Origin of the sequence: Streptomyces djakartensis (assembly GCF_014651075.1) — a bacterium.
GTDB lineage: Bacteria > Actinomycetota > Actinomycetes > Streptomycetales > Streptomycetaceae > Streptomyces > Streptomyces djakartensis.
The window spans coordinates 74,626-100,935 of sequence record NZ_BMWE01000022.1; the positions used below are offsets into that span (position 1 = coordinate 74,626).

At 70.2% G+C, this 26,310-nt stretch carries 24 protein-coding genes, 5 tRNA genes and 1 pseudogene; 13 read left to right on the forward strand and 17 right to left on the reverse strand.

Features of this window, described 5'->3' with window-relative positions; translation table 11 throughout:
- Positions 1-79 precede the first annotated feature (79 nt).
- Both cofC and IE212_RS29205 read left to right on the forward strand, forming a co-directional pair.
- Positions 80-718 (forward strand): 2-phospho-L-lactate guanylyltransferase, encoded by a 639-nt coding sequence (gene cofC / locus IE212_RS29200; RefSeq protein WP_190200965.1) that lies wholly within the window; start codon positions 80-82, stop codon positions 716-718.
- 9 nt (positions 719-727) lie between these two features.
- On the forward strand, positions 728-931 hold the full coding sequence (locus IE212_RS29205; RefSeq protein ID WP_190200966.1) for a hypothetical protein: 204 nt from the start codon (positions 728-730) through the stop codon (positions 929-931).
- Positions 932-1,003: 72 nt separating this feature from the next.
- On the opposite strand, the gene IE212_RS29210 is transcribed toward IE212_RS29205, so the two are convergent.
- The 4 genes from IE212_RS29210 to leuC all read right to left on the reverse strand — a co-directional run bounded on the left by IE212_RS29210 (position 1,004) and on the right by leuC (position 4,321).
- The gene (locus IE212_RS29210; RefSeq protein ID WP_190200967.1) at positions 1,004-1,648 is read right to left on the reverse strand and encodes an HU family DNA-binding protein; all 645 of its coding nucleotides are present in this window, start codon (positions 1,646-1,648) and stop codon (positions 1,004-1,006) included.
- A gap of 142 nt (positions 1,649-1,790) precedes the next feature.
- The gene (locus IE212_RS29215; RefSeq protein ID WP_030231772.1) at positions 1,791-2,015 is read right to left on the reverse strand and encodes an SCO5555 family protein; all 225 of its coding nucleotides are present in this window, start codon (positions 2,013-2,015) and stop codon (positions 1,791-1,793) included.
- Between the two features lie 276 nt (positions 2,016-2,291).
- Positions 2,292-2,885 (reverse strand): 3-isopropylmalate dehydratase small subunit, encoded by a 594-nt coding sequence (gene leuD / locus IE212_RS29220; protein ID WP_190200968.1) that lies wholly within the window; start codon positions 2,883-2,885, stop codon positions 2,292-2,294.
- Positions 2,886-2,890: 5 nt separating this feature from the next.
- Positions 2,891-4,321, reverse strand: coding sequence for a 3-isopropylmalate dehydratase large subunit (gene leuC / locus IE212_RS29225; RefSeq protein WP_190200969.1), 1,431 nt, complete (start codon positions 4,319-4,321; stop codon positions 2,891-2,893).
- Positions 4,322-4,518: 197 nt separating this feature from the next.
- Here leuC and ndgR point away from each other — a divergent pair, with 197 nt between their 5' ends.
- Positions 4,519-5,235 carry an IclR family transcriptional regulator NdgR gene (gene ndgR / locus IE212_RS29230; protein WP_184988622.1) on the forward strand — a complete coding sequence of 239 codons (717 nt, stop codon included), beginning with the start codon at positions 4,519-4,521 and terminating at the stop codon, positions 5,233-5,235.
- 179 nt (positions 5,236-5,414) lie between these two features.
- Here ndgR and IE212_RS29235 read toward each other — a convergent pair.
- The 9 genes from IE212_RS29235 to IE212_RS29275 form a co-directional block, all read right to left on the reverse strand.
- Positions 5,415-5,487, reverse strand: a tRNA-Glu gene (locus IE212_RS29235).
- 28 nt (positions 5,488-5,515) lie between these two features.
- Positions 5,516-5,587: transfer RNA gene (locus IE212_RS29240), tRNA-Gln, on the reverse strand.
- Between the two features lie 20 nt (positions 5,588-5,607).
- Positions 5,608-5,680 (reverse strand) — tRNA-Glu (locus IE212_RS29245).
- Between the two features lie 46 nt (positions 5,681-5,726).
- A tRNA-Glu gene (locus IE212_RS29250) sits at positions 5,727-5,799 on the reverse strand.
- A 20-nt stretch (positions 5,800-5,819) separates the two neighbouring features.
- Positions 5,820-5,891, reverse strand: a tRNA-Gln gene (locus tag IE212_RS29255).
- A gap of 90 nt (positions 5,892-5,981) precedes the next feature.
- Positions 5,982-6,713, reverse strand: coding sequence for an HAD family hydrolase (locus tag IE212_RS29260; RefSeq protein WP_190200970.1), 732 nt, complete (start codon positions 6,711-6,713; stop codon positions 5,982-5,984).
- Between the two features lie 180 nt (positions 6,714-6,893).
- A complete protein-coding gene (gene gltX, locus IE212_RS29265) occupies positions 6,894-8,378 on the reverse strand; it encodes a glutamate--tRNA ligase (RefSeq protein ID WP_190200971.1) in 1,485 nt (494 codons plus the stop codon).
- On the reverse strand, positions 8,371-9,147 hold the full coding sequence (locus tag IE212_RS29270; protein WP_190200972.1) for a fumarylacetoacetate hydrolase family protein: 777 nt from the start codon (positions 9,145-9,147) through the stop codon (positions 8,371-8,373). Before IE212_RS29270 ends, gltX begins: the two co-directional genes overlap by 8 nt.
- A 173-nt stretch (positions 9,148-9,320) precedes the next feature.
- Positions 9,321-9,512: a hypothetical protein gene (locus IE212_RS29275; protein ID WP_190200996.1), complete on the reverse strand. Its 192-nt coding sequence runs from the start codon at positions 9,510-9,512 to the stop codon at positions 9,321-9,323.
- Positions 9,513-10,112: 600 nt separating this feature from the next.
- Between IE212_RS29275 and IE212_RS29280 the strand changes: the two genes are divergently transcribed.
- The 8 genes from IE212_RS29280 to IE212_RS29315 all read left to right on the forward strand — a co-directional run bounded on the left by IE212_RS29280 (position 10,113) and on the right by IE212_RS29315 (position 20,733).
- Positions 10,113-13,883 (forward strand): sensor histidine kinase, encoded by a 3,771-nt coding sequence (locus tag IE212_RS29280; protein ID WP_190200973.1) that lies wholly within the window; start codon positions 10,113-10,115, stop codon positions 13,881-13,883.
- A 9-nt stretch (positions 13,884-13,892) separates the two neighbouring features.
- Entirely contained in the window at positions 13,893-14,306 is a 414-nt protein-coding gene (locus IE212_RS29285; RefSeq protein ID WP_005479910.1) for a roadblock/LC7 domain-containing protein, read from the forward strand.
- 111 nt (positions 14,307-14,417) lie between these two features.
- On the forward strand, positions 14,418-14,813 hold the full coding sequence (locus IE212_RS29290; RefSeq protein ID WP_190200974.1) for a DUF742 domain-containing protein: 396 nt from the start codon (positions 14,418-14,420) through the stop codon (positions 14,811-14,813).
- On the forward strand, positions 14,794-15,369 hold the full coding sequence (locus IE212_RS29295; RefSeq protein ID WP_003993187.1) for a GTP-binding protein: 576 nt from the start codon (positions 14,794-14,796) through the stop codon (positions 15,367-15,369). Before IE212_RS29290 ends, IE212_RS29295 begins: the two co-directional genes overlap by 20 nt.
- Positions 15,370-15,747: 378 nt before the next feature.
- Complete coding sequence (locus IE212_RS29300; protein ID WP_190200975.1) at positions 15,748-19,077, forward strand: nitrate- and nitrite sensing domain-containing protein; 3,330 nt, start codon at positions 15,748-15,750, stop codon at positions 19,075-19,077.
- Positions 19,078-19,087: 10 nt separating this feature from the next.
- Entirely contained in the window at positions 19,088-19,501 is a 414-nt protein-coding gene (locus tag IE212_RS29305; protein WP_004983065.1) for a roadblock/LC7 domain-containing protein, read from the forward strand.
- Positions 19,502-19,595: 94 nt separating this feature from the next.
- Complete coding sequence (locus IE212_RS29310; protein WP_190200976.1) at positions 19,596-20,171, forward strand: DUF742 domain-containing protein; 576 nt, start codon at positions 19,596-19,598, stop codon at positions 20,169-20,171.
- Positions 20,152-20,733: a GTP-binding protein gene (locus tag IE212_RS29315; RefSeq protein WP_014675207.1), complete on the forward strand. Its 582-nt coding sequence runs from the start codon at positions 20,152-20,154 to the stop codon at positions 20,731-20,733. Before IE212_RS29310 ends, IE212_RS29315 begins: the two co-directional genes overlap by 20 nt.
- A 159-nt stretch (positions 20,734-20,892) precedes the next feature.
- On the opposite strand, the gene IE212_RS29320 is transcribed toward IE212_RS29315, so the two are convergent.
- The 3 genes from IE212_RS29320 to IE212_RS29330 all read right to left on the reverse strand — a co-directional run bounded on the left by IE212_RS29320 (position 20,893) and on the right by IE212_RS29330 (position 23,786).
- A complete protein-coding gene (locus tag IE212_RS29320; protein WP_190200977.1) occupies positions 20,893-21,087 on the reverse strand; it encodes an acyl-CoA carboxylase subunit epsilon in 195 nt (64 codons plus the stop codon).
- A 57-nt stretch (positions 21,088-21,144) separates the two neighbouring features.
- On the reverse strand, positions 21,145-22,728 hold the full coding sequence (locus IE212_RS29325; protein WP_190200978.1) for an acyl-CoA carboxylase subunit beta: 1,584 nt from the start codon (positions 22,726-22,728) through the stop codon (positions 21,145-21,147).
- Positions 22,729-22,934: 206 nt separating this feature from the next.
- Positions 22,935-23,786, reverse strand: a complete 852-nt coding sequence (locus IE212_RS29330; RefSeq protein ID WP_190200979.1) for an SDR family NAD(P)-dependent oxidoreductase — start codon at positions 23,784-23,786, stop codon at positions 22,935-22,937.
- Between the two features lie 232 nt (positions 23,787-24,018).
- On the opposite strand from IE212_RS29330, the gene IE212_RS29335 reads away from it, so the two are divergent.
- Both IE212_RS29335 and IE212_RS29340 read left to right on the forward strand, forming a co-directional pair.
- Positions 24,019-24,606: a YceI family protein gene (locus IE212_RS29335; RefSeq protein ID WP_190200980.1), complete on the forward strand. Its 588-nt coding sequence runs from the start codon at positions 24,019-24,021 to the stop codon at positions 24,604-24,606.
- Between the two features lie 217 nt (positions 24,607-24,823).
- A complete protein-coding gene (locus tag IE212_RS29340; RefSeq protein WP_190200981.1) occupies positions 24,824-25,609 on the forward strand; it encodes a S1 family peptidase in 786 nt (261 codons plus the stop codon).
- Between the two features lie 127 nt (positions 25,610-25,736).
- Here the strand turns inward: IE212_RS29340 and IE212_RS35685 are convergent.
- Positions 25,737-26,142 (reverse strand): annotated as a pseudogene (locus IE212_RS35685) (YdeI/OmpD-associated family protein); the annotation flags it as partial.
- Positions 26,143-26,310 lie beyond the last annotated feature (168 nt).

The window sequence follows — 26,310 nt, forward strand, 5'->3', positions numbered from 1 at the left end:
GAACACCGTACGCCCCGGCACGCCGCCCGCCCGAGGCCCCGGGTGACAATGGCCGCGACAAGAGAGGGACGGAACATCTGTGCAATGGACCTTGGTCGTACCCCTGAAGCCCCTGGCCCGGGCCAAGAGCAGGCTCGCGGACACCGCGGACGACGGGCTGCGGCCGGACCTGGCGCTCGCCTTCGCCCAGGACACGGTAGCGGCGGCACTGGCCTGTCCGGCGGTGCGGGATGTGGCAGTCGTCACGGACGACGCCCGGGCGGGGCGGGAGCTGGCCGCGCTGGGCGCCGCGATCATCCCCGACGAGCCGGGTGACGGCCTCAACGCCGCCCTCGCACACGCGACGGGGGTCGTCCGGTCCGCCCGGCCCGAGAGCCCGGTGGCGGCCCTGAACGCCGATCTTCCGGCGCTGCGCCCGGCGGAATTGTCGCGGGTGCTCGACGCCGCCGTGGAATTCCCGCGCGCTTTCCTCGCGGACGCGGCGGCAATCGGCACGACTCTGCTGACCGCCGCTCCGGGCCGGGAATTGCGCCCGGCGTTCGGTGCCGATTCGCGGTCCCTGCACCGTGCTTCCGGGGCCGTGGAACTGTCCCTCGCCGCCGTGGACTCGGTGCGCCACGACGTGGACACCGGCGACGACCTGCGCGGCGCGCTGGCCCTGGGGGTCGGCCCCCATACGGCCGCGGCCGCCGCGCGGTTGCTGATACCCGGGCAGTAGGCTGCGGCCATGCAGGCGACCGCGTACACGTACGACCCCGAGAGCCGCAGCGGACAGGTGCTCCTGGACGACGGCACCCCGGTGCCCTTCGACGCGGCCGCGTTCGACGCGGGGGGCCTGAGACTGCTGCGCCCGGGGCAGCGGGTGCGGATCGAGGTGGAGGGCCCCGAAGACGCCCCCCGGATCACTCTGGTGACCCTGCAGACCCTCTGACCACTCCCTGAACACACCGCGGGCCGGACTCCGTACGGGAGTCCGGCCCGGCGCGGGAGTACGCCAGCACCCCTACTTCTTGCGGGCGGTGGTCTTCTTCGCGGTGGTCTTGCGCGCCGTCGACTTCTTGGCGGGTGCCTTCGTCGCGGTCGCCTTCTTCGCCGGGGCCTTCTTGGCCGTGGTCTTCTTCGCGGCGGCGGTCTTGGCGGTCGCCGTGGTCTTCTTCGCGGGCGCCTTCTTCGCCGTGGTCTTCTTCGCGGCCGCCGTCTTCGTGGTCGCCTTCTTCGCCGGGGCCTTCTTGGCGGCGGTCTTCTTGGCGGCGGCGGCCTTCTTGGCGGTCGCCTTCTTCGCGGCGGCCTTCTTGACCGTCGCGCCGGCTCCGCCGGTCAGGCTGCCCTTCGGCGCCTTCTTGACGGAGACCTCACCACCACGCGGCAGCTTCTTCGAGCCGCTGACCAGGTCCTTGAAGCCCTGACCCGCGCGGAATCGCGGAACGGAGGTCTTCTTGACCCGAACGCGCTCGCCCGTCTGCGGGTTACGGGCGTAACGCGCCGGACGGTCGACCTTCTCGAAGGAACCGAAGCCGGTGACGGAGACCCTCTCACCTGCGACGACCGCGCGGACGATGGCGTCCAGCACATGGTCGACAGCGTCGGCGGCCTGCTGGCGGCCGCCCATCTTGTCGGCAATCGCTTCTACGAGCTGCGCCTTGTTCACGTCTTCCCCTTCGGAGACATCGCCAGAACGAAAGTGTTCAAGCTTTTTCGCACGTTAGGCAGATATATACCGCAAATCAAACACGAAACGGGCTTCTCACCCTTGTGCCGCAACGAACTCAGCGGTGCCGTCCGGTTCGGCGTTACTCGTCGGGGAGACGTCCCTCGTCGAGGTCCGCGGTGAACCGCTCCAGTCGCCTTGCCGCGTCGGCGAGATCGTGCTTGGCCGCGGCCGTAATGACCAGCAGCTTCCGGGTCAGCGCCATCCGTACGCCCTCCGGGACTTGCAGTGCGCGCACCCTGGAGTGCGCTTCCTTGAGTTGGTCCGCGACCGCCGCATAGAGCTCGAGTTGGCCGTCGTGTTCCATGCACAGATTGTGCCATCTGGGGCGAGTTGTCGCCTGCGCAGGGGACAACTGTCGCACCCGACGGCCTTCCGGGCCCACCTGGACGTCGCGGTTGTACATCTCGCATACCCCGGCAACCACCTGCTTAACGTGGGAAGTTGACCCCGCCCCTCCGCCTCCGCGGGGCCGTTCGGGTGCAGACACGGCCGTACCCCCGATCGGGCTGATCGGGGGTACGGAGGGGGTGTTGCGGTGGCCGAAAGTCGCCTTGTCAGGGACGGCGGGCCGTGCTCCGGGTCAGAGCTGGAGCGTCCGCGGCTTGAACGCGGGGCGCTTCGCCTCGTACGCGGCGATGTCCTCCTCGTTCTGGAGGGTGATCGAGATGTCGTCGAGGCCGTTCAGCAGCCGCCAGCGGGAGTTCTCGTCCAGCTCGAAGGAGGCGGTGATGCCCTCGGCGCGGACCTCCCGGGCGACCAGGTCGACGGTGATCTCGGCCTGCGGGTCCTTCTCGGTGAGCTCCCACAGCGCGTCCACGGTCTTCTGCTCCAGGACGACCGTGAGCAGGCCGTTCTTGAGCGAGTTGCCGCGGAAGATGTCGGCGAAGCGGGAGGAGATCACGGCCTTGAAGCCGTAGTTCTGCAGCGCCCAGACGGCGTGTTCGCGGGAGGATCCGGTGCCGAAGTCGGGACCGGCCACCAGGACGGTCGCGCCCTGCCGCTCGGGCTGGTTGAGCACGAACGACGCGTCCTTGCGCCAGGCCTCGAACAGCCCGTCCTCGAAGCCGTCGCGCGTGACCTTCTTGAGCCAGTGGGCGGGGATGATCTGGTCGGTGTCGACGTTGCTGCGGCGCAGCGGGACGGCCCGGCCGGTGTGGGTGGTGAAGGCTTCCATGGTTCTCAGACTCCAGCGGGCGCAGGGGTGTCGGCGGCGGACAGGTCGGCCGGGGAGGCCAGGTGGCCGAGGACGGCGGTAGCGGCCGCGACCTGCGGCGACACCAGGTGCGTACGGCCGCCCTTGCCCTGCCGGCCCTCGAAGTTGCGGTTGGAGGTGGACGCGGAGCGCTCACCCGGGGCCAGCTGGTCGGGGTTCATGCCCAGACACATCGAGCAGCCCGCGTGCCGCCACTCGGCGCCCGCCTCCTTGAAGACGACGTCCAGCCCCTCGGAGACGGCCTGCAGACCGACCCGCGCGGAACCCGGGACGACCAGCATCCGTACGCCGTCGGCGACTTTGCGGCCCTGCAGCAGTTCCGCGGCGGCGCGCAGGTCCTCGATACGGCCGTTGGTGCAGGAGCCTACGAAGACGGTGTCCACCTTGATGGACCGCAGCGGCTGCCCGGCCTCCAACCCCATGTACTCCAGGGCCTTTTCGGCGGCGTAGCGCTCCGATGCGTCTTCGTACGAAGCGGGGTCGGGGACGGACGCCGAAAGCGGTGCGCCCTGGCCGGGGTTGGTGCCCCAGGTGACGAACGGCGACAGTTCGGCGGCGTCGATGACGACCTCGGCGTCGAACTCGGCGTCCTCGTCCGTCCGCAGCGTCTTCCAGTACTCGACGGCGGCGTCCCAGTCCGCGCCCTCGGGGGCGTGCGGGCGGCCCTTGAGGTACGCGAACGTGGTCTCGTCCGGGGCGATCATGCCCGCGCGGGCACCGGCCTCGATCGACATGTTGCAGATGGTCATGCGGGCCTCCATCGAGAGCTTCTCGATGGCCTCGCCGCGGTACTCCAGGACGTAGCCCTGTCCTCCGCCGGTGCCGATCCTCGCGATGATCGCGAGGATCAGGTCCTTGGCGGTGACGCCCTCGGGCAGTTCGCCGTCGACCGTGATCGCCATGGTCTTCGGGCGGGACATCGGCAGCGTCTGGGTGGCCAGCACGTGCTCCACCTGGGAGGTGCCGATGCCGAACGCCAGCGCGCCGAAGGCACCGTGCGTGGAGGTGTGCGAGTCGCCGCAGACGACGGTGGTGCCCGGCTGGGTGAGACCCAGCTGCGGGCCGACCACGTGCACGACGCCCTGCTCGACGTCGCCCAGCGGGTGCAGGCGCACGCCGAAGTCGGCGGCGTTCTTGCGCAGCGTCTCCAGCTGCACCCGGGAGACCGGGTCGGCGATGGGCTTGTCGATGTCAAGGGTGGGGGTGTTGTGGTCCTCGGTGGCGATGGTGAGATCGAGGCGCCGGACCTTGCGGCCGCTCTTGCGGAGGCCGTCGAAGGCCTGCGGGCTGGTCACCTCGTGCAGCAGGTGCAGATCGATGAAGAGAAGGTCGGGCTCGCCTTCCACGCGCCGGACGACATGGTCGTCCCAGACTTTCTCCGCGAGTGTCCTACCCATCGCTGTTCCCTCCGGCCGACGACGATCCGCCGGCCCAACTAGAGATCTTGAGGAGGCGGGCCCCACGCCCCTGGATTCCGGGCATCCGCCGCCAGACCCGTACGTCACGGGCCGTTGTGACTTCGTGTCTTCCAGAGTGGCGGGTTCCACGAGAAATTGAACTTGCGTTTCACAGAGTGAGACGCGAGTATCGTTTCATGGACAACAGTAGCGGCGTCGGCGTTCTGGACAAGGCGGCCCTCGTTCTGAGCGCTCTGGAGTCCGGTCCGGCCACCCTCGCGGGATTGGTCGGCGCCACCGGACTGGCACGACCCACGGCCCACCGCCTGGCCGTGGCGCTGGAGCACCACCGCATGGTGGCGCGCGACATGCAGGGCCGTTTCATTCTCGGCCCCCGCCTCGCGGAACTGGCCGCGGCCGCGGGTGAGGACCGTCTCCTGGCCACCGCCGGCCCGGTGCTCACGCACCTGCGTGACATCACGGGTGAGAGCGCGCAGCTCTACCGCAGGCAGGGCGACATGCGCATCTGCGTCGCGGCGGCGGAGCGCCTGTCCGGACTCCGGGACACGGTTCCGGTCGGCTCGACCCTCACGATGAAGGCCGGTTCCTCGGCGCAGATCCTGCTGGCCTGGGAGGAGCCGGAGCGGCTGCACCGCGGCCTGCAGGGGGCGCGCTTCACAGCGACGGCGCTGTCGGGCGTGCGGCGCCGGGGCTGGGCCCAGTCGATCGGCGAGCGCGAGCCGGGTGTCGCGTCCGTCTCGGCTCCGGTGCGGGGGCCGTCGAACCGTGTGGTCGCCGCCGTGTCCGTGTCCGGCCCCATCGAGCGCCTCACGCGGCATCCGGGCAGGATGCACGCACAGGCTGTGATCGATGCGGCGGGGCGTCTCTCCGAGGCTCTTCGGCGCACCGGCTGAGCGTTTCGGGGGAGGCCGGCCTCGACGCCGCGGCAGGCTTTCCCCGACCAGGCGCCATGGCAGTGTGCGGTCGCGTGTCGAGTGCCGGCTCGTCGGGGCTGGTCGCGCAGTTCCCCGCGCCCCCAAGAGAGTACGTACGCAAGAGGTCCTCCACGGAAGTGGAGGACCTCTTGGATGTGTACCCCCGACCGGATTCGAACCGGCGCTACCGCCTTGAGAGGGCGGCGTGCTAGGCCGCTACACAACGGGGGCGTGGACACTGCGTTTCCGCAGGTCCGAGCTGGTCTACCTGGACTCGAACCAAGACTAACTGAACCAGAATCAGTCGTGCTGCCAATTACACCATAGACCAATGTGGTTTAGACCAGTCAGTACCCCCGACCGGATTCGAACCGGCGCTACCGCCTTGAGAGGGCGGCGTGCTAGGCCGCTACACAACGGGGGCCCTAGCAGTCCCGAGATGATCTCAATCGCCGATCATCCGGAACCAGTACCCCCGACCGGATTCGAACCGGCGCTACCGCCTTGAGAGGGCGGCGTGCTAGGCCGCTACACAACGGGGGCATGCAGATAAGCTCTGCGAGCTGGCCTACCTGGACTCGAACCAAGACTAACTGAACCAGAATCAGTCGTGCTGCCAATTACACCATAGGCCACTGGAACGCAAGCCCCTGCGGGGGATCTTGTTCTAGTTGTGCGCCTGGGGTTTTCTGCCTTCCGGCCCGCCCCTCGGCGCAGGAAGAACATTACCTGAAGGTGGACGGGGCTCCAAAACGACTATCCGCGCCGAGCAGAGACGGCAGTTCGGCGAGGGACGCGATGCGGTGCGGCCCGGTGGGCGGATCGATCGTGGCGTACGCGCCCGCGCGGTCGATCCAGACGGACAGCAACCCCGCGTCCGCGGCCCCGCGCCCGTCGATCTCCGGGTGATCGCCGACGTACGCGACCTGGTGCGGAGCGAGGCGGAGGGCTTCGCAGACGGCGTGGAAGGCGCCGGCCTCCGGCTTGGAGACGCCGAGCTCTGCCGCGCACAGGATGGCCTCGAAGCGGTGGTGGACGCCGAGGACGCGCAGTTTGTGGTCCTGGACGTGAAGGCTGGAGTTGGAGAGCACGGCGTGCCGGTGACTGGCGGCGAGGGCGTCCAGGACGGGCAGGACGTCCGGGAACAGGGCCCAGACCGCCTCGTAGTGGGCGCGGTACCGCGCGAACCACGCGTCGGCCTCCGCGTCGGTCAGCTCCTGGCCCACGAACGCCCGTACGCGGTCGCGGCGCTGTGCCTCGAAGGTGGCCTCCCCGGCCGCGAAGCGCGCCCATTGCAGGTCGGTGATCTCCCGCCAGCGGGCGATGGCCTGCTCGACGGTGCCGTGGTCGTCGAGCAGCCCCTCCGCCGTGAGGTGGGCGCGCATGCCGAGGCGGTCGGCGGTGGAGTAGTCGAAGAGGGTGTCGTCGACGTCCCAGACCACGGCTTGGATGCTCATGGTCCGACCGTACCCACCGCCGCGCGCCCGGCCCAGGGTCATCGCGCCGACGGCACAGGGGGCAATGTCCCGTTCGAGGAGCCGGGTTGGCCGGAACGATGATGTCCGGGTGACGGCCGGGCGGACACGGCGAGGGCGGCGCCCGGACCGGACGCCGCCCTCGTGATCAGTGCTCTCGCGTTACGCGGCCAGCTTCGCCAGCGCCGCGTCGATCCGGGCCAGGGTCGTCTCCTTGCCCAGGACCTCCAGGGACTCGAAGAGCGGCAGGCCGACCGTGCGGCCGGTGACGGCGACCCGGACGGGGGCCTGGGCCTTGCCGAGCTTGAGGCCGTGGGCCTCGCCGGCGGCCAGGACGGCCTCCTTGAGCGACTCGGCGGAGGTCCAGTCGGCCGCCTCCAGCTTCTCGCGGGCCGTGCGCAGGAGGGCGTCCGAGCCCTCCTTCATGGCCTTCGTCCAGCTCGCCTCGTCCTCGACCGGCTCCGGCAGGAACAGGAAGTCGACGTTGTCGGTGATCTCCGAGAGGACCTTGAGGCGGGTCTGCGCGTGCGGGGCGATGGCCTGCCACTTCGCCTCGTCGAAGGCCTCCGGGGCCCAGGGGGCGAACGGGGGCTGGAGCCACGGGCGGCAGCGCTCCGTGAAGTCCTTCACGTCCAGCAGGCGGATGTGGTCGCCGTTGATGGCCTCGCACTTCTTGAGGTCGAAGCGGGCCGGGTTGGGGTTGACGTCGGAGATGTCGAACGCCGCGATCATCTCGTCGATCCCGAAGACGTCCTGGTCGGCCGAGAGCGACCAGCCGAGCAGGGAGAGGTAGTTGAGCAGGCCCTCGGGGAGGAAACCGCGCTCCCGGTAGAGGTTGAGGGAGGACTGCGGGTCGCGCTTGGAGAGCTTCTTGTTGCCCTCGCCCATCACGTAGGGCAGGTGGCCGAAGGACGGGATCTCCTTGGCGATGCCCAGCTCGATCAGCGCCTTGTACAGGGCGATCTGGCGGGGGGTGGAGGAGAGCAGGTCCTCGCCGCGCAGGACGTGGGTGATCTCCATCAGGGCGTCGTCGACCGGGTTGACCAGCGTGTACAGCGGAGCGCCGTTGGCGCGGACGATCCCGAAGTCCGGGACGTTCTCCGGGGTGAAGGTCAGCTCGCCGCGGACCAGGTCGGTGAAGGTGATCGTCTCGTCGGGCATTCGGAAGCGGACGATGGGCTCGCGGCCCTGGGCCTTGTACTCCTCGACCTGCTCGGCGCTCAGCTCGCGGCAGTGGCCGTCGTAGCCGGAGGGCTTGCCGGCGGCGCGGGCGGCCTCGCGGCGGGTGTCCAGCTCCTCCTGGGAGCAGTAGCAGCGGTAGGCGTAGCCGCCGTCGAGCAGCTTCCGCGCGACGTCCTTGTAGAGGTCCATGCGCTGCGACTGGCGGTACGGCGCGTGCGGGCCGCCGACCTCGGGGCCCTCGTCCCAGTCGAAGCCCAGCCAGCGCATGGAGTCGAGCAGCTGGGTGTACGACTCCTCGGAGTCGCGGGCCGCGTCGGTGTCCTCGATGCGGAAGACCAGGGTTCCCTGGTGGTGCTTGGCGAACGCCCAGTTGAACAGGGCGGTGCGCACCAGGCCCACGTGGGGGTTTCCGGTGGGCGACGGACAGAAACGGACGCGTACGGGGGAGCCGGGTGCGCTAGCCACGCTTGACAACCTTGTTGGTGAGAGTGCCGATGCCTTCGATGGTGACGGCGACCTCGTCGCCGACGTTGAGGGGGCCGACCCCAGCCGGGGTGCCCGTGAGGATCACGTCGCCGGGGAGCAGCGTCATGGCCTCGGAGATGTTGACGATCAGGTCCTCGACGGAGTGGATCATCTCGCTGGTGCGGCCGAGCTGACGCTGCTGGCCGTTGACCGTGAGCTGGATGGTGAGGTCGGCCGGGTCCAGGTCGGTCTCCACCCAGGGGCCGAGCGGGCAGGAGGTGTCGAAGCCCTTGGCCCGCGCCCACTGCTTCTCGCGCCTCTGGACGTCGCGGGCGGTGATGTCGTTGGCGCAGGTGTAGCCGAAGATGACGTCCTTGACGCGTTCACGCGGTACCTCGCGGCACATCCGGCCGATGACCACGGCCAGCTCGGCCTCGTGGTGCACCTCCTCGGAGAAGGAGGGGTACCGGATCTCGTCGCCGGGGCCGATCACCGAGGTGGACGGCTTGAAGAAGGCGAAGGGTGCCTCGGGGACCTCGTTGCCCAGTTCCTTCGCGTGGTCGGCGTAGTTGCGGCCGAAGGCCACCACCTTGTTGGGAAGCACCGGCGGCAGCAGCCTGACCTTGCCGACCGGCACCTTCGTGCCGGAGAGCTCGAAGTCCGCGAACGGGATGCCCTTGATGATGTCCAGGACGAGCTCGTCCTGCTTCTCGCCCTCGATCGCGCCGAAGGCGACGTTCCCGTCGATGGAGAATCTGGCGATGCGCACGGGTTGCTTGGCCCCTTGACTGAAGCGGCTGGAGTCTGACGCTCCAGGCTAACGCGGGGAGGTCTTGGCGCCGCGCGCATTGTGAAGGGGCGCCCCCGGTCGCCGGGTGCGCCCCTCGATCTTCATCTCCTGCCGCCTGAGCATCCGGCGGCCGGCGCGCGTAATGACTGATGTCACTCCGCGGCTGCGGCGGCCGCGACAGGGATCTCCATGAGGACGGTGCGCCTGGGGTTTGCGGTCTGGGTGGGAAGTTCGACGGAGTGCTCCGGCTGCTCCGGCGTCCGCAGTTCGTCGGCGTCGTCCAGGTGCGCCAGCGTCGTGCGTCGCGGGTTGGCGATCTTGTGGAACATCGTCGTCGTCTTCACTGTTTACGTAACCCTGTTCTGTGACGGGCGCCGGGAGGGCACACGGGCCCCCGGACGGGCGCGGGTTGTCGGTTTTGCCAACTCTGTAAAGCGTCAGGCTAAGCACGGGATTCCCGGCGCAATCGCGAGGAGAGCATCATCGGCATGTGAGTTTCCTCACGGATCAGTGGGCGAATCGGTCAATCCGGACTCGCGTCGCAACCCAACGAAACAGACATTGCCGGACTGAAGCTCCCATTCCGCTCCTGATCATGGCGACTGGGACACCCGTCACAGACCTGCGACTCGCGGGTATGTGCCCGAAATGAGTAACCGGCTTTCTACGTCCGGTGATCCGACCCTCACGCGGTGTCACCTATGTCACGGCCAGGTCTACGAGCCTTGTTGGAGATCCTGTGCTGTGCTGGAATGCCACGGACCGCCGCAGGATCGAGCCGGCGCACAGGGGGCGCACAGACGCGCCGAGTGGCGGCCAGAAGGGGGAGCCAGCGCCGGTCACTCAAGACCACCACGGGGGCGTACTCAGGGCGTCCCCAGAACGCCGACACCGTGTCCCGCCGTTCATCCGACGGGGCGCCTGGTCCAGAGGTTGCGACGCTAGTGCAGGGACGTTTCAAGAGGGATGGCAGCGCTTCGGCGGAGCCGGAGCCGCAGGGCGGGACTGGCCCCATGAATGGCGGCCCCACGCCCCAGCACGCCCAGAACCCGGGCCAGGCCGGTGACGGCGGTGAGCGCCCCGGGCGCCCCGGCACGCCGGCACCCGCGAGCCCGGCCCCGGCTCTGAAGCCGCCGGCCGGCCCTTCCGGACCTGGATCGCGAATAGCCCTGCGCAACTGGCGGATCTCCACCCGCCTGGTCTCGCTGCTCGCCCTGCCGGTGGTCGCGGCCACCTCGCTGGGCGCGCTGCGCATCAACTCGTCCATGGACGACATCCAGCAGCTCGACAACATGAAGCTGCTGACGGACATGACGAAGCAGGCCACCGAGCTGTCCGCCGCCCTCCAGGAGGAGCGCGACCAGTCGGCCGGCCCGCTCGCGCACGGCGGCAAGGCGACCGACTTCACGGTCAAGGGTCTGAGGGAGAAGACCGACCGGGCGATGAAGAACTTCCTCGACAGCTCCGAGGAGATCGACAGCGCCAGCAAGGACGGCAACCTCAGGGGTGTCCGGGAGTACCTCATCCAGCTCGCCGGCGAGCTGGGAGACCTGGCGCAGATCCGCAAGGCCGCCTACGCCTCCGAGGGCAACTCCACGCAGACCGTCGAGGCGTACCACCGTCTGATCGAGAACCTGATCGACCTCTCCCAGGACATGGCGGAGGCGACCAGCAACCCGGACATGATCCAGCGCACGCGTGCGCTGGCGGCGTTCTCCTCCGCCAAGGAGTACTCCTCGATCCAGCGTGCGGCGCTCGCCTCGGCGCTGCCCGCCAGCAACACCACGACCGGCAAGCTCTCGCCGAACGACCGGCTCTACGCCGAGTCGGCGCTGGAGAGCCAGAAGTCCGAGATCCGCAGCTTCAAGAGCATCTACGGCGAGGACGCCGCCGCCGAGCTGCTGAAGCCGATCGAGGACGGCGGCAACTCCACGATCAAGGCGACCGACACCTACGCGGGCCGCGCCCTGGTCTCCGCGAGCGGTCTGGCCCAGCAGGACAAGCGCTCCTACCGCGACTGGCTGGACGACAGCTCCACCAAGATCCAGCAGATGAAGAACATCGAGCACACGCTCCTCGAGGAGATGGAGCAGAAGGCCCGCGAGCTGCGCAGCGCCACCGAGCGCGACGCGATCATCTCCGGTGCGCTGATCCTGCTCGTGCTCGGTGTGTCGCTGGTCGGCGCCTTCGTCGTGGCCCGCTCCATGATCCGCTCGCTGCGCCGCCTGGAGGAGACCGCGACGAAGGTCGCCTCCGACCGTCTGCCCGAGCTGGTCAAGCAGCTGTCCGAGTCCGACCCGCAGGACGTCGACACGTCCGTGGAGTCGGTCGGTGTGCACTCCCGGGACGAGATCGGCAAGGTGGCCGCGGCCTTCGACGACGTGCACCGTGAGGCGGTCCGTCTGGCCGCCGAGCAGGCCCTGCTGCGGGGCAACGTCAACGCGATGTTCACCAACCTCTCGCGTCGCTCCCAGGGCCTCATCCAGCGTCAGCTGTCGCTCATCTCCGAACTGGAGTCCCGCGAGGCCGACCCGGACCAGCTGTCGTCGCTGTTCAAGCTCGACCACCTCGCGACGCGTATGCGCCGTAACGGTGAGAACCTCCTCGTCCTCGCGGGCGAGGAGCCCGGCCGCCGGTGGACCCGACCGGTTCCGCTGGTCGACGTGCTCCGCGCCGCCGCGTCCGAGGTGGAGCAGTACGAGCGCATCGAGCTGGCCTCCGTGCCGACCACCGAGGTCGCCGGCCGCGTGGTCAACGACCTCGTGCACCTGCTCGCCGAGCTGCTGGAGAACGCGACCTCGTTCTCCTCGCCGCAGACCAAGGTCAAGGTCACCGGTCACGCCCTGCCCGACGGCCGGGTGCTGATCGAGATCCACGACACCGGTATCGGTCTGTCGCCGGAGGACCTCGCGGCGATCAACGAGCGTCTCGCCTCTCCCCCGACGGTGGACGTCTCCGTCTCCCGCCGCATGGGTCTGTTCGTGGTCGGCCGCCTTTCGCAGCGCCACGGCATCCGCATCCAGCTCCGCCCGTCCGACTCCGGTGGTACGACCGCGCTGGTCATGCTGCCCGTCGACGTCGCCCAGGGCGGCAAGAAGCCCCAGCCCAAGCAGCCCGGCCAGCCGCCGGTCGGCGGTGGCGGTCCGGCCGAGGCGCAGGCCGCCGCCGCTGCGGCGGCGGCCCGGCGTGCGGCTGGTGACGGCCAGGGCGCCGGCGCCCTCGGTGCCGGTCCGTCCGGTGGCGGTGCCTTCGGCGGTGGCGCGTCCGGCGGAGGCCGGCTCGGTGCCGGTCAGGGTGCGCGGGCCGCGCTGCCCGGGCGGGACGGGGACGGTGGCCGTCCCGGTGCGCCGGGCGGAGCGCGTGGGCAGCAGGGCCCCGAGAAGTCACCGTCGCTGTTCGACCAGGGAGCTCCCTCCGCTCCCCCGCAGGGCCGCCCGTCCCCCGCGGGCGCCGGTGCCGGTTACGGACAGGCTCCCGGTGCCCCGCAGGGCCTGCAGGCCGCCGGTACGCACGGGCCGCAGGGCCAGGACGCCTTCGGCGGTGGCCGGGGTACGCAGCGCCCGGGCGGCAACGCCGAGCAGGGTCAGGGCCGTCGGCCGCAGCTGCCGCCGCATGGCGGTGCCCGGGCCGAGCTGCCCGGCGGTGACGCGCAGCCGGGTGGGACGAACTGGAGCGACGACAACGCCCAGCCGCCGGTGCCGCGTTCCTCCGTGGACGCTCCGCGCGGCCACGAGGAGGCGGACACCTCCCGTACCTCGGCCATGCCGCGGTTCGACGACCGGCAGGGCCCCGGCTCTCCGGCCGACTTCGGCGGCCCCCAGCACCAGGACCCCTACGCCCAGGGCGGAGCGCAGGATCCGGGCCAGTTCGTGCGGCCCGACGTCTTCGGCACCCCGGCTCCGCAGCCCTACGACAACGGCTCAGCCGATCAGTACCCGGCATCCCGCCAGGACAACGACCCGGCGGGTCAGTACGGTTCGCACCGGCAGGACGTCGACTCCACCGGCCAGTTCCCGGCCCCGCAGTCCTACGGCAACGGCTCGGGGCAGTACCCCGCGCCTCGCCAGAACAACGGTCCCGGCCGGCCCACTCTCCCGGGTCCGGCCACGCCGGCCGACCCGGCGGGCACCGGCCAGTACGAGCGAGGGCAGGTCAACGGCGCCCGGGGCGGTGCCGACTTCGCAGCCCCGCGTCAGCCCGCCCCGAAGGCGCGCCCGGCCCGGCAGGAGCCCGAGGCCCTGCCGCCGGCGTCCGGTCCGGGCGACGGGCGCACCCCGCTGTACGACACGCTGGAGACCAACTGGTTCCACGGCGGCCAGCAGGAACAGCAGGAGCAGGAGCAGCAGCCGCCGCGGAACAACGGCTCGGCTGCGGCCCCGCAGCAGCCGCAGGCTCCCACCGGTCCGCAGCGGTCCGCCCCCGCCGGCTGGCGCAGCTCGCCGAACGACGACCTCGTCCGGCAGGCCGAGCGCGTCCGTCAGCCCGCCGCGGGCGGTGTCACCACCTCAGGCCTGCCGCGCCGGGTGCCCCGGGCGAACCTCGTCCCGGGCACGGCTCAGCAGCAACCGCAGCAGAGCGGTCCGCAGATCTCGCGCGCCCCGGATGACGTGCGCGGTCGGCTGACCAATCTCCGGCGGGGTATAGCACAGGGTCGTCAGGCCGGGTCCACCCAGACCGGCAGCTTCCCTCGGCCCTCTCACCAGCAGGAGCGTTAGTTGAGTCCGATGAGCCAGGCGGCACAGAACCTCAACTGGTTGATCACCAACTTCGTGGACAACACCCCCGGGGTGTCCCACACCGTCGTCGTGTCCGCCGACGGTCTCCTCCTGGCGATGTCGGAGGGCTTTCCGCGCGACCGCGCGGACCAGCTCGCGGCCGTCGCCTCGGGCCTGACGTCGCTGACGGCAGGCGCCTCCCGGATCTTCGAGGGGGGTGACGTCGCGCAGACGGTCGTGGAGATGGAGCGGGGCTTCCTCTTCCTCATGTCCGTCTCGGACGGCTCGTCCCTCGCCGTCCTCGCTCACCCCGAGTGCGACATCGGCCTCGTCGGCTACGAGATGGCGCTTCTGGTCGACCGCGCGGGCGCGGTCCTCACCCCCGACCTGCGAGCGGAACTCCAAGGAAGTCTGCTCCACTGATCGGCCCCGGCACCACCTGTCTCACCACATCACCGTCCGGCTGCCACACACCCCACACAGGCCTCGTCTGACGGCTCGACTGACCGACTTGTTGTCCCGCCCGGAGGACCCATGACCCCGCCCCACGCCTCTCATGATCCGTACGCGGAGCCGTACGAGGACGAGGGCGACCAGCCACTGGTACGGCCGTACGCCATGACCGGTGGCCGGACGCGGCCGCGCTACCAGTTGGCCATCGAGGCGCTGATCAGCACGACCGCGGACCCGGCCGCGCTCATGGCGCTGCTCCCGGAGCATCAGCGCATCTGCCACCTGTGCCGTGAGGTCAAGTCGGTGGCCGAGGTCTCGGCCCTGCTCAACATGCCGCTCGGGGTGGCCCGGATCCTGGTCGCGGACCTCGCCGAGGCCGGTCTCGTCGCGATCCACCAGCCGGGCGGCGACGACGCCACCGGCGCACCGGACGTGACACTGCTCGAAAGGGTGCTCAGTGGACTTCGCAAGCTCTGACGCGGGGCGTTCCACCACGTCCGCGAAAATCGTGGTGGCGGGCGGCTTCGGCGTGGGCAAAACCACGTTCGTCGGTGCCGTCTCGGAGATCAACCCGCTGCGTACGGAGGCCGTGATGACCTCCGCGAGCGCGGGCATCGACGACCTCACGCACACCGGGGACAAGACCACCACCACGGTGGCCATGGACTTCGGCCGTATCACCCTGGACCAGGACCTGATCCTGTACCTCTTCGGTACGCCGGGCCAGGACCGCTTCTGGTTCATGTGGGACGACCTGGTGCGCGGCGCCATCGGCGCGGTGGTCCTGGTGGACACCCGCCGCCTGGCCGACTGCTTCCCGGCCGTCGACTACTTCGAGAACAGCGGCCTGCCGTTCGTCATCGCCCTCAACGGCTTCGACGGGCAGCAGCCCTACACGCCGGACGAGGTCCGCGAGGCGCTGCAGATCGGCCCGGACGCCCCGATCATCACGACGGACGCCCGGCATCGGGCCGATGCGAAGAGTGCGCTGATCACGCTGGTCGAGCACGCTCTGATGGCACGGCTGAGGTAGCACATCAATTCAGAAGCCGCATACGGAAGTTGTCGTAGATGCATCGGAGCCGGCTGTGTCCTTTGACACGGTCGGCCACGGTGTTCATAACGTTTCGGCAGAGGAATCGGGTGGTACGGCCACGCGTCGCGCACATCCGGTCTCGCTGCGCGCACAATCGCCCCGCCTTTTGGCGGGGCTCGCTCTTTATGACCGTTTTATCTGGGGCTTACATCCCTCGGAATCCGCCCCCCGGACTGTTTGGAAGAGCGCAGGTCGTCGTGCTGGAATGCCTGAACTGCCCAATAGTCAATGACGTAGCCGTCAGTCGATGGCGTGTTGGGCTCTGAGACACTGCGGCACAACGTTGGTGCCGACCGCCGAGAGGTTGTTGGTCGAGTGAGGCGAAGCAAGAACAGTCCCGAGCCGTCGGCCCGGGGCAACTTCACCCCGCCGCCGCGCACAGCGGCGCCCGCCCCCGTGCCCGGTTCGGAGCCGACGGCCGCGCCCGCCGAGAGCGGCGGCCGTCTCTCCCCGCGCAACTGGCGCGTGGCGACCAGGCTCAACGCGATCCTGCTCATACCCGTGCTGGTCGGCCTCGTCATGGGCGGCTTCCAGGTGAAGAGCTCGATCGACACCTGGCAGGAGGCCGAGGACGCGGAGAACACCGCGCGCCTGGTGCGGGCCTCCCTCCTCTACGCCAACGCCCTCTACAACGAACGTGACGCCTCGGCGGCGCCCCTGCTGAAGGGCAGCGCCCAGAACGCCCAGGACAAGGCGACCGTCTCCCAGGTCCGCAAGGCCACCGACCAGGCGGCGGACGCCTTCGACGCCGCGGCCCAGAACATGCCGGGCAAGCCCGGCCTGGAGCGCCGGCTGGACCTGTTCCGCAAGGTGGAGCCCCAGCTGCAGACGCTGCGCCAGGCCGCCTACACCTCCAAGCTCAAGGGCGTGGAGACCGAGGAGGGCTACGTCGAGATAGCCCACCCGCTGACGGAGTTCGCCAACGAGCTCGGCCTCGGCACCGGCAACATCACCAGCTACGGCCGGACCGTCTACGCCATGGAGCTCACCAAGGCGGCCCTGTCGCTGCAGCGCTCCATCGGCATGCACATCCTGATCAAGCCGGGCCCCGACGGCGGCAACCTGGCCAGCCAGCGCATCGCCCTGTCCTCGTACGCCTACCTCGAGCGGATCGCCATCGGCGAGTACATCGGCGGTGGCACCGAGCAGGACGCGGCCAAGCTGGAGGCGGCCAAGGCCAAGGTCAGGGCCGACGGCGCCGCGATGGCCCGGGAGGCCAAGGCCAAGAACCCGGACTACGTCGCCCCGCCGTCCAAGCCTGAGACGATGGTCTCGGCCGTCGCGACGCTGCAGAGCACGGACCCGAGCGCCCGCGCCGCACTCGCCGGGCAGGGCGTCACCGCGGAGAACTGGTGGGCGGTCAACACGCTCAAGTTCAACGCGTACGAAAAGATCGAGCAGGACCTGGCCGACAAGGCCGTGAGCGAAGCGTCCGACATCGCCGACGGCGCCCAGCAGGACGCCTACATCACCGGCGCCGCCGTCGTGGTCGCCCTGCTCCTCGCCTTCATCCTGGCCGGTGCGGTTGCCCGCCAGATGAGCCGCTCGATGCGCCAGCTGCGCAACGCCGCCTTCGGCATCGCCGAGCAGCGCCTGCCGATGCTGGTCGACCAGCTCTCCCGCACCGACCCCGGCCGCGTCGACACCCGGGTCCAGGCCATCCCGATCTCCACCACGGACGAGATCGGCGAGGTCGCCCGCGCCTTCGACCAGGTCCACCGCGAGGCCGTCCGGCTCGCCGCCGAGCAGGCCCTGCTGCGGGGCAACATCAACGCGATCTTCACCAACCTGTCGCGCCGCAACCAGTCGCTGATCGAGGGCCAGCTGACCCTGATCACCGACCTGGAGAACAACGAGGCCGACCCGGACCAGCTGGAGAACCTCTTCAAGCTGGACCACCTCGCCACCCGCATGCGCCGCAACGGCGAGAACCTCCTGGTCCTCGCCGGTGAGGAGCCCGGCCGCCGCTGGGACCAGCCGGTGCCGCTGGTCGACGTGCTGCGCGCCGCCTCCTCGGAGGTGGAGCAGTACGAGCGCATCGAGCTGTCGGGCGTGCCGGAGGCCGAGATCCACGGCCGCGCCGTGACCGACCTCGTGCACCTGCTGGCCGAGCTGCTGGAGAACGCCACGACGTTCTCCTCCCCGCAGACCAAGGTCCGTGTGACCGCCACCCGTCTCCCCGACGGCCGGGTCATGATCGAGATCCACGACAAGGGCATCGGCCTCACCGCCGAGGACTTCGCGGACATCAACCACAAGCTGGCCAACCCGCCGACCGTGGACGCCGCGATCTCGCAGCGCATGGGCCTGTTCGTGGTCGGCCGGCTGTCCGACCGGCACGGCATCCGCGTCCAGCTGCGTCCCTCGGGCGAACAGGCCGGTACCACCTCGCTGGTCATGCTGCCGGACGCGATCACCCACGGTGGTGGCGGCGAGCAGCACGTGGACCGTGACGAGTTCACCGTCTCGCAGATCATCCCGGAGCAGAACTTCGGCGGCGAGAACTTCAGCCAGCCGATGCGCACGGCGGCGGAGCTCGGCTTCGACGACAGCCGTTACACCGAGGTCCCCGACGACATCCGCGAGCTGGACCCCGTCGGCCGCTCCCTGATGCGCGAGGAGCGCCGGGCGGCCCTGGAGGCCCAGACGCACGGCGAGCAGCCCGCTCTGCCCGGCGGGAACGGCCAGGAGCAGCCCGAGGCGCCCGGCTACCCCGAGGACTTCAGCCGGCAGCAGGGCTACGGCCAGCAGCAGGGCTACGATGCCGGCCAGGCCTACGGCACCGGCCGTACCGGCTACCCGGAGCAGTCCGCCGCGTACGACCGCCAGGCGTACGAGGAGCAGCAGGCGCCGTACGAGGAGCAGCGGCAGACGGCGTACGAGGAGCCGCAGCGGCCCGCGTACGACGAGCAGTACTACGCGCCGAACGGCGGCCTGCCGCAGAACGACGCCTTCTCGCCGGGCGGCGGCTACCCGGACCCCTCCTATGCGGAGCCGGCCCAGGAGGAGACCTCGGCGCCCGGTACGGGCGCCACGGAGAGCTTCCCCGCCTTCGAGCAGCGGCGCCACCAGGACGACTGGCCGCAGCAGGACGGCTACCAGAACGGCTACCCGAGCAAGTACCCTTCTCAGGCCCCGGAAACGGAATCTGCGCAGGCCGATGACGCGGGTGAGCAGGACCGCGTAGGCTTCGACCGTCCGGGACCGGCCCACTCCGCCGCACCCTCGCTGACCGACGCCGGGCTTCCCCGCCGCGGAGCCACCGCGGGCGGTGCGAACGGCACGGGCGGCGCACGGAACGTGAGCCAGCAGCCGCCGGCCGCCGCGCCTGACGGCAACGGCAACGGCGACAGCAGCTGGCGCTCGGCGAACGACGAGCGCTGGCAGCAGGCCTCGCAGCTCCGGAAGCCCAGGGCGGGCGGGGTCACCTCCTCCGGCCTGCCGAGGCGGGTACCCAAGGCCAATCTGATCGAGGGTTCCGCCGAGAGCACTCCACAGGGAGGCCCACAGGTCTCCCGCGCCCCGGAGGACGTCCGGGGCAGGCTGAGCAACCTGCGCCGGGGTGTCCAACGCGGACGCAGCGCAGGCAGTGAAACGAACGGCCAGGGCTTCGGTCCTGACAGCACCTACAACCAGGAGCGTTAGTGTGAGCCCGATGAGCCAGGCGGCACAGAACCTGAACTGGTTGATCACCAACTTCGTGGACAACACCCCGGGGGTGTCCCACACGGTGGTGGTCTCCGCCGACGGACTCCTTCTGGCGATGTCCGAAGGCTTCCCCCGCGACCGCGCCGACCAGCTCGCGGCCGTCGCCTCCGGTCTGACGTCTCTGACGGCAGGCGCCTCCCGGATCTTCGAGGGCGGGAGCGTCAATCAGACGGTTGTGGAGATGGAGCGGGGATTCCTCTTCATCATGTCCATCTCCGACGGCTCGTCGCTCGCGGTTCTCGCGCATCCGGAGGCGGACATCGGCCTCATCGGATACGAGATGGCCCTGCTGGTGGACCGAGCCGGTACGGTCCTTACCCCGGATCTTCGTGCGGAGCTCCAGGGAAGCCTGCTCAACTAATCGACGGACGGTGCGTTTTGGCGTCCCGTGGCCGTAAGGTTTCGGGACGCGGCTCCACAGCGATGGGTGCCAGGCACAGTCGGAGGAGGAGAAAGTGGCAACACCCCCAGGCGGTTCGTCGGGTAACTGGTCGTACGACCCTGCCCAGGGGCAGGGCGACGGTGGTCAGAACCCGAACCGTTACAACTTCCCCTCCGCGCCGAGCCACCGGCAGCCGTATACCCCGCAGGGCCCCGGCCAGTCGCCGTACGACCAGCCGCACGCCCCGCGTATCCAGCCTGTGCAGCCGCAGCGCCGCAACCCCGAGCCCGCGCCCGCCGGGGCGTCGAACAACCCGTTGGTGCGTCCGTATGCCATGACCGGTGGCCGGACCCGCCCGCGATACCAGCTCGCCATCGAGGCGCTGGTGCACACCACTGCGCAGCCGCATCAGATGCAGGGTCAGTTGCCCGAGCATCAGCGGATCTGCAACCTCTGCCGGGAAATCAAGTCGGTCGCCGAGATCTCGGCGCTCCTCACGATCCCTCTCGGCGTGGCCAGGATCCTCGTCGCCGACTTGGCGGAGGCGGGACTGGTCGCCATCCATCAGCCCGGCGGCGACGAGAACGCCGGCGGCCAGCCAGACGTGACACTGCTCGAAAGGGTGCTCAGTGGACTTCGCAAGCTCTAGCGGCGGTCCTTCCCGCTCCACCACCTCAGCGAAGATCGTGGTGGCGGGTGGCTTCGGCGTGGGCAAGACCACGTTCGTCGGGGCCGTCTCGGAGATCAACCCGCTGCGTACCGAGGCCGTCATGACGTCAGCTTCGGCCGGCATCGACGACCTCACCCACACCGGAGACAAGACGACCACGACGGTCGCCATGGACTTCGGCCGTATCACCCTGGACCAGGACCTGATCCTGTACCTCTTCGGTACGCCGGGCCAGGACCGCTTCTGGTTCATGTGGGACGACCTGGTGCGCGGCGCCATCGGCGCGATCGTGCTGGTCGACACGAGGCGGCTCGCCGACTGCTTCCCGGCCGTCGACTACTTCGAGAACAGCGGCCTGCCGTTCGTCATCGCCCTCAACGGCTTCGACGGGCAGCAGCCCTACACGCCGGACGAGGTCCGCGAGGCGCTGCAGATCGGCCCGGACACTCCGATCATCACGACGGACGCGCGGCATCGGGCCGATGCGAAGTCGGCGTTGATCACGCTGGTGGAGCATGCGCTGATGGCGCGGCTCCGCTAGTTCCGACCTGTGGGACAACAGCCCCTGAGCGGCCAATGGGCTGCCAGGGGCTGTCTCGTTGCCGGGTGCGGGTGGTGGGTGGCTGGTCGCGCAGTTCCCCGCGCCCCCAGACCCAAAAAAGAAGGCCCCTCATAGGGGCCTTCTTTTTTGGGTCTGGGCTCAGCGCCAGCTGTGCGGGGCGCGGAAGCCGGGCTCGCGTTCCAGGCGGCGCCAGCCTGCCTTGGCGCGGCCTCGGTGGGTCGGGGTCGGGTCGGTGGGACGGGCGGCGGCACGGGCCAGGAGGATCGCCGTGATGGCGGCGACCTCCTCGGGCTCGGCGTGGCCCTTCTCGACGCGGATGTCAGGCGTGTCCATGGCTGTCAGTCTCCGTGAGAGAGAGGTCCGCGGGGTTGCCGCGGCGGGTCCGCCGGGTTACTGGGGCGGGTTGCCGTGCTTGCGGGAGGGCAGATCGGCGTGCTTGGTCTGGAGCATCGCCAGCGACTTGATCAGGACCTCGCGGGTTTCCGACGGGTCGATCACGTCGTCGACCAGCCCGCGCTCCGCCGCGTAGTAGGGGTGCATGAGCTCGGACTTGTACTCCTTGACCATGCGCGTGCGCATGGCCTCGGGGTCCTCGGCCTCGGCGATCTGGCGGCGGAAGATGACGTTGGCGGCACCCTCCGCGCCCATGACGGCGATCTCGTTGGTCGGCCAGGCGTAGGTGAGGTCCGCACCGATGGACTGGCTGTCCATGACGATGTACGCACCTCCGTAGGCCTTGCGCAGGATCAGCGAGATCCTCGGGACGGTCGCGTTGCAGTAGGCGTACAGCAGCTTCGCGCCGTGGCGGATGATCCCACCGTGCTCCTGGTCGACGCCCGGGAGGAAGCCGGGAACGTCCAGAAGGGTGACGATCGGGATGTTGAAGGCGTCGCACATCTGGACGAAGCGGGCCGCCTTCTCGGAGGCCTCGATGTCCAGGACGCCGGCCAGGACCTGCGGCTGGTTGGCGATGATGCCGACGACCTGGCCGTCCATCCGGCCCAGGGCGCAGATGATGTTGCGGGCCCAGCGCTCGTGGACCTCCAGGTAGTCGCCGTCGTCGACGATCTCCTCGATGACCTTGGCCATGTCGTACGGCCGGTTGCCGTCGGCCGGGACCAGGTCCAGGAGGACGTCCGAGCGGCGGTCCACCGCGTCCGTCGACTCCACGCGCGGCGGGTTCTCGCGGTTGTTCTGCGGGAGCAGCGAGAGGAGGTAGCGGACCTCGGCGATGCACGTCTCCTCGTCGTCGTAGGCGAAGTGGCAGACGCCGCTGGTCTCGGCGTGCACGTCCGCGCCGCCCAGGCCGTTCTGGGTGATCTCCTCGCCGGTGACCGCCTTGACGACGTCCGGGCCGGTGATGAACATCTGCGAGGTCTCGCGGACCATGAAGACGAAGTCGGTGAGGGCGGGGCTGTAGGCCGCGCCGCCCGCGCACGGGCCCAGCATGACGCTGATCTGCGGGATGACGCCCGACGCCTTGGTGTTGCGCTGGAAGATGCCGCCGTAGCCGGCGAGGGCCGAGACGCCCTCCTGGATGCGGGCGCCGGCGCCGTCGTTCAGGGAGACCAGCGGCGCACCGGCCGCGATGGCCATGTCCATGATCTTGTGGATCTTCGTGGCGTGGGCCTCGCCCAGGGCGCCGCCGAAGACGCGGAAGTCATGGGCGTAGACGAAGACCGTCCGGCCCTCCACCGTGCCCCAGCCGGTGATCACACCGTCGGTGTACGGCTTCTTGGTCTCCAGGCCGAAGCCCGTCGCCCGGTGCCGGCGCAGCTGCTCGACCTCCCGGAAGGAGTCCGGGTCGAGGAGGAGTTCGATGCGTTCCCGCGCGGTCAGCTTGCCCTTGGCGTGCTGCGCCTTGGTCGCCTTCTCGCTCGGTCCGGCCACCGCCTGCGCACGGATCTCGTGCAGTTCGGCCACGCGTCCGCGCGCGTCGGTCGGCTCACCCGGCGCCTCATCCAAAACGGTCATGTAGCGACCTTACGAAGCCAACCAAGGATTGCGGGCCGTCGACTCCTCACAGTCTCCGGCGTGTTTTCCTGGTACCCCTGAACAGAACCGCGGCCGGGTGCAGCCTTTCCGACTGCTCAGGGGGCGTGCGGCTTGTAGAGGTCACACAAAGCCGTCAGCCGAGAGTCACCTCACAGACGTGTGAGGCCCATGCCTCCTGGGCCGGGTCAGCCGAACCGGTTCAGCAGGCGACGGTACAGCCCCGGCGCCAGGGCGCGGGCACGGGCCGGGAGGGTCAGCCAGTCGGGCACGAAGACCTCGTCACGGCCCCGGCGTACGGCGTCCCAGACCGCGCCGGCGACGGAGCCGGGCGGGATCTGCCGGGGACGGGCACGGTCGTAGGGCCTGCCGCGGCGGGCGTAGAAGGCCGTGTCGACCGGGCCGGACACGACGAACGTCACGCCCACGCCCGTGCCGCGCAGTTCCTGACGCAGCGCCTCGGCGAAGACGGCCAGGCCGGCCTTGGCCGCGGAGTACACCGCTTCCTCCCGTACACCCACGCACCCCGCCATCGAGCCGAACAGCACCACCCGGCCCCGGCGGGCGGCGATCATGGAGGGCAGCACCTCGCGCACCAGATGGAGCGTGGCGTTGAGGTCCAGGGCCAGCACCCGGTCGATGTCGGTGTGCGGCATCGCGGCGAACGGGCCCGCCCAGCCGATGCCCGCCCCGGCGACCAGGACGTCGATCCGCCCGGTGGCGTGCAGCGCCGACTGGGCCAGCAGGCGCGGTCCCCCGGCGGCGGCGAGGTCGGCGGGCAGCACGACGGCCGAGGTGCCGGACGCCGTGCGCTCGAGGCGGCTCCGGTCGCGTCCGTTGAGGATCAACTGCCAGCCGCCCGTGGCGAAGCGCCGCGCCGTGGCCGCCCCGATGCCGGAGGAGGCTCCGGTGACCAGGGCGACGGGCCGGTCCAGGCGCCGCGCGGGCCCGTGCTCGGTGACTCGGGAGGCTGCCGGGACGCGGCGTGGGACGGCGTCCTCCGGCAGGTCGTGGGCCGAGCCGGAGCCGGTGAGTGTCATCGGTCGCTCTCCCCTCCTTACGGTCCCTCGGGGGTGTCCGCAAAGTCGCGTCGTCCGCCCTAGCAACGGAACCGCGTCAGCGGGGACGCCGCCACCGCACATCGACCGGGCGGGTTCAGGACGGTCCGGCGCAACCCGGAAAACGTTGAACCTTAAACGGAATAGGTCTACGGTGGGTCGTGTTGATGTAGTTAAACGTTCAACGTTCGATCCCATCGAGGAGGCGCACCCCATGAGCATCTTCAGCCGCAACACCGAGGCCACCACCGCCGCCACCGACCTGGCCGCCCTGACCGGCGACTACACGATCGACCCCGCGCACTCGACGATCGGCTTCGTCGCCCGGCACGCCATGGTCACCAACGTCAAGGGCGGCTTCCAGGACTTCACGGGCACGCTGCACCTCGACGGCGCCGACCCGTCGCGGTCCACGGCCTCCCTGGACGTGGTGATGGACAGCATCAGCACGGGCAACGCCGACCGGGACGGCCACCTGAAGAGCGCGGACTTCTTCCGGACGGACGAGTTCCCCACCATGACCTTCCGCTCCACCGAGGCGAGGGACCTGGGGGGCGGCGACTACCGCATCACCGGCGACCTGACGATCCTCGGCACGACCCGCCCCCTCTCCATCGACCTCGAGTTCAACGGCGCCGCGAAGGACCCCTTCGGCAACGAGCGCGTCGGCTTCGAGGGCAAGGCGGAGATCCTGCGCTCCGAGTGGGGCCTGACCTGGAACGCCGCGCTGGAGACCGGTGGCGTCCTGGTCTCCGACAAGATCAAGCTCAACTTCGACATCTCGGCGATCAGGAACGCCTGAGGCCGGCGGCCGCGCCGTACGGGTCGGCACCGTACGGCGTGGCCGAATCGGGCCCCTTGTGTGAGGACTGCGGGCGTTCTCATAATCCAGCAGCACAATTTTGACCGTCCATGCCAGCACATGGACGTTCTTTTTGCTCCTGCTGCTGGCATGTACTCGTCAAACGGATGCTTCGGTTGCACATCTCCCCGAGTCAACCCCCACGGAAGGCATCACGTTGAAGAGACTTCTCACGGCCCTCAAGAGATGCGCGGTCCTCGGCGCCGCCGCACTCGCCGTCGCCAGCCTGCAGCCCGTCTCCCCCGCGCAGGCCGCCCCGTCGCCCGTCGTGGGCGGAACCCGTGCCACCCAGGGCGAGTTCCCGTTCATGGTCCGGCTCTCCATGGGCTGCGGCGGCGCGCTCTACACCCAGCAGATCGTGCTCACGGCCGCGCACTGCGTGGGCAGTTCCGGGCCCAACACCGGCATCACCGCCACCGCGGGGGTCGTCGACCTCCAGTCCACCAGCGGCCGGGTCCAGGTCCGCTCCACCAAGGTGCTCCGCGCGCCCGGCTACAACGGCACCGGCAAGGACTGGGCGCTCATCAAGCTCGCCCAGCCCATCAACCTGCCGACCCTGAAGATCGCCACCACGGCGCAGTACAACACCGGTGACTTCACCGTCGCCGGCTGGGGTGCCAACCGCGAGGGCGGCTCCCAGCAGCGCTACCTGCTGAAGGCCACCGTGCCGTTCGTCAGCGACGCAGCATGCAAGGCCTACGGCGGTCTGTACAGCGATCTCGTCGCGAGCGAGGAGATATGCGCCGGTTTCGACGCGGGCGGCGTCGACACCTGCCAGGGCGACTCCGGCGGCCCGATGTTCCGCAAGGACGACGCCGGCAACTGGATCCAGGTCGGCATCGTGAGCTGGGGCGAGGGCTGCGCCCGGCCGGAGGCTCCCGGCGTCTACACGGAGGTCTCGGCGTTCGCCTCCGCCATAGCCTCGGCGGCTTCCACACTCTGAGCGGCCCCCGGCCCCCGGCCCCCGTTCCCGGGCGGGCCCGGCGCCTAAGGGATGCTGTCGGCAGCGACGGCATCCACCGGGCGCCGGGCCCGTCCCGTGCACCCCCGTCGAGCCGGCCCGGCCGGCCTCATCGGGGCCTCCGCCCGGACTCGAGTTTCCGCACCGCCGCCACCTGCGCGGCCCGGCTGCTCGGCGTCCGGGCGCGCGGCAGCCGGAGCATCGCCAGGTACCGTCCGTCCGCCCGGGAGCCTCGAAGGCCGCCGCGGCCCGCGGACTGCCCTCAGCGCTGCGGCCAGATCCTCCGGACCCTCAGCCTCCCGCTGTGACGCGCAGGCCGCCTCCCACCGTCCGTCCGCCCGGGCGGCCGCCACCTCCGCGAGCGCGCCGGGCCGCATCCGCCCGGCGGCGGCCGGTTCCCCGGCCCGCCTGACGTCGACCATGGCCCAGGGGCCGCCGGGGCGCCGCGGGGTGATCCGCTGGAGGTGGTACGACCCGTCAAGCCCCTTCCGCTGCCCGGTGATCCACCCGTGGCAGGTCGGCGACGGTCTCGAACGGCAGGAAGGTCCCGGAAACGGTCATGGCATCACCGCAGGAAGCGCACCGGACGGTTGCTGTCCGCTGTCCGAGCGAGGCGCGCGCCCGTGCCCGGACCTGGGCGGCGGGCGATGCCGGAGGCGAGGCTCCTGAACAGGGCGGGCGTC

Bases quoted from the DNA above. Each gene is read 5' to 3' on its own strand.
- IE212_RS29290 (WP_190200974.1), top strand. From the start codon at position 14,418: ATGACCCCGCCCCACGCCTCTCATGATCCGTACGCGGAGCCGTACGAG.
- leuC (WP_190200969.1), bottom strand. From the start codon at position 4,321: ATGGGTAGGACACTCGCGGAGAAAGTCTGGGACGACCATGTCGTCCGG.
- IE212_RS29330 (WP_190200979.1), bottom strand. From the start codon at position 23,786: ATGACACTCACCGGCTCCGGCTCGGCCCACGACCTGCCGGAGGACGCC.
- IE212_RS29205 (WP_190200966.1), top strand. From the start codon at position 728: ATGCAGGCGACCGCGTACACGTACGACCCCGAGAGCCGCAGCGGACAG.
- IE212_RS29335 (WP_190200980.1), top strand. From the start codon at position 24,019: ATGAGCATCTTCAGCCGCAACACCGAGGCCACCACCGCCGCCACCGAC.
- IE212_RS29285 (WP_005479910.1), top strand. From the start codon at position 13,893: ATGAGCCAGGCGGCACAGAACCTCAACTGGTTGATCACCAACTTCGTG.
- leuD (WP_190200968.1), bottom strand. From the start codon at position 2,885: ATGGAAGCCTTCACCACCCACACCGGCCGGGCCGTCCCGCTGCGCCGC.
- ndgR (WP_184988622.1), top strand. From the start codon at position 4,519: ATGGACAACAGTAGCGGCGTCGGCGTTCTGGACAAGGCGGCCCTCGTT.
- IE212_RS29325 (WP_190200978.1), bottom strand. From the start codon at position 22,728: ATGACCGTTTTGGATGAGGCGCCGGGTGAGCCGACCGACGCGCGCGGA.
- IE212_RS29260 (WP_190200970.1), bottom strand. From the start codon at position 6,713: ATGAGCATCCAAGCCGTGGTCTGGGACGTCGACGACACCCTCTTCGAC.
- IE212_RS29215 (WP_030231772.1), bottom strand. From the start codon at position 2,015: ATGGAACACGACGGCCAACTCGAGCTCTATGCGGCGGTCGCGGACCAA.
- IE212_RS29305 (WP_004983065.1), top strand. From the start codon at position 19,088: ATGAGCCAGGCGGCACAGAACCTGAACTGGTTGATCACCAACTTCGTG.
- IE212_RS29320 (WP_190200977.1), bottom strand. From the start codon at position 21,087: ATGGACACGCCTGACATCCGCGTCGAGAAGGGCCACGCCGAGCCCGAG.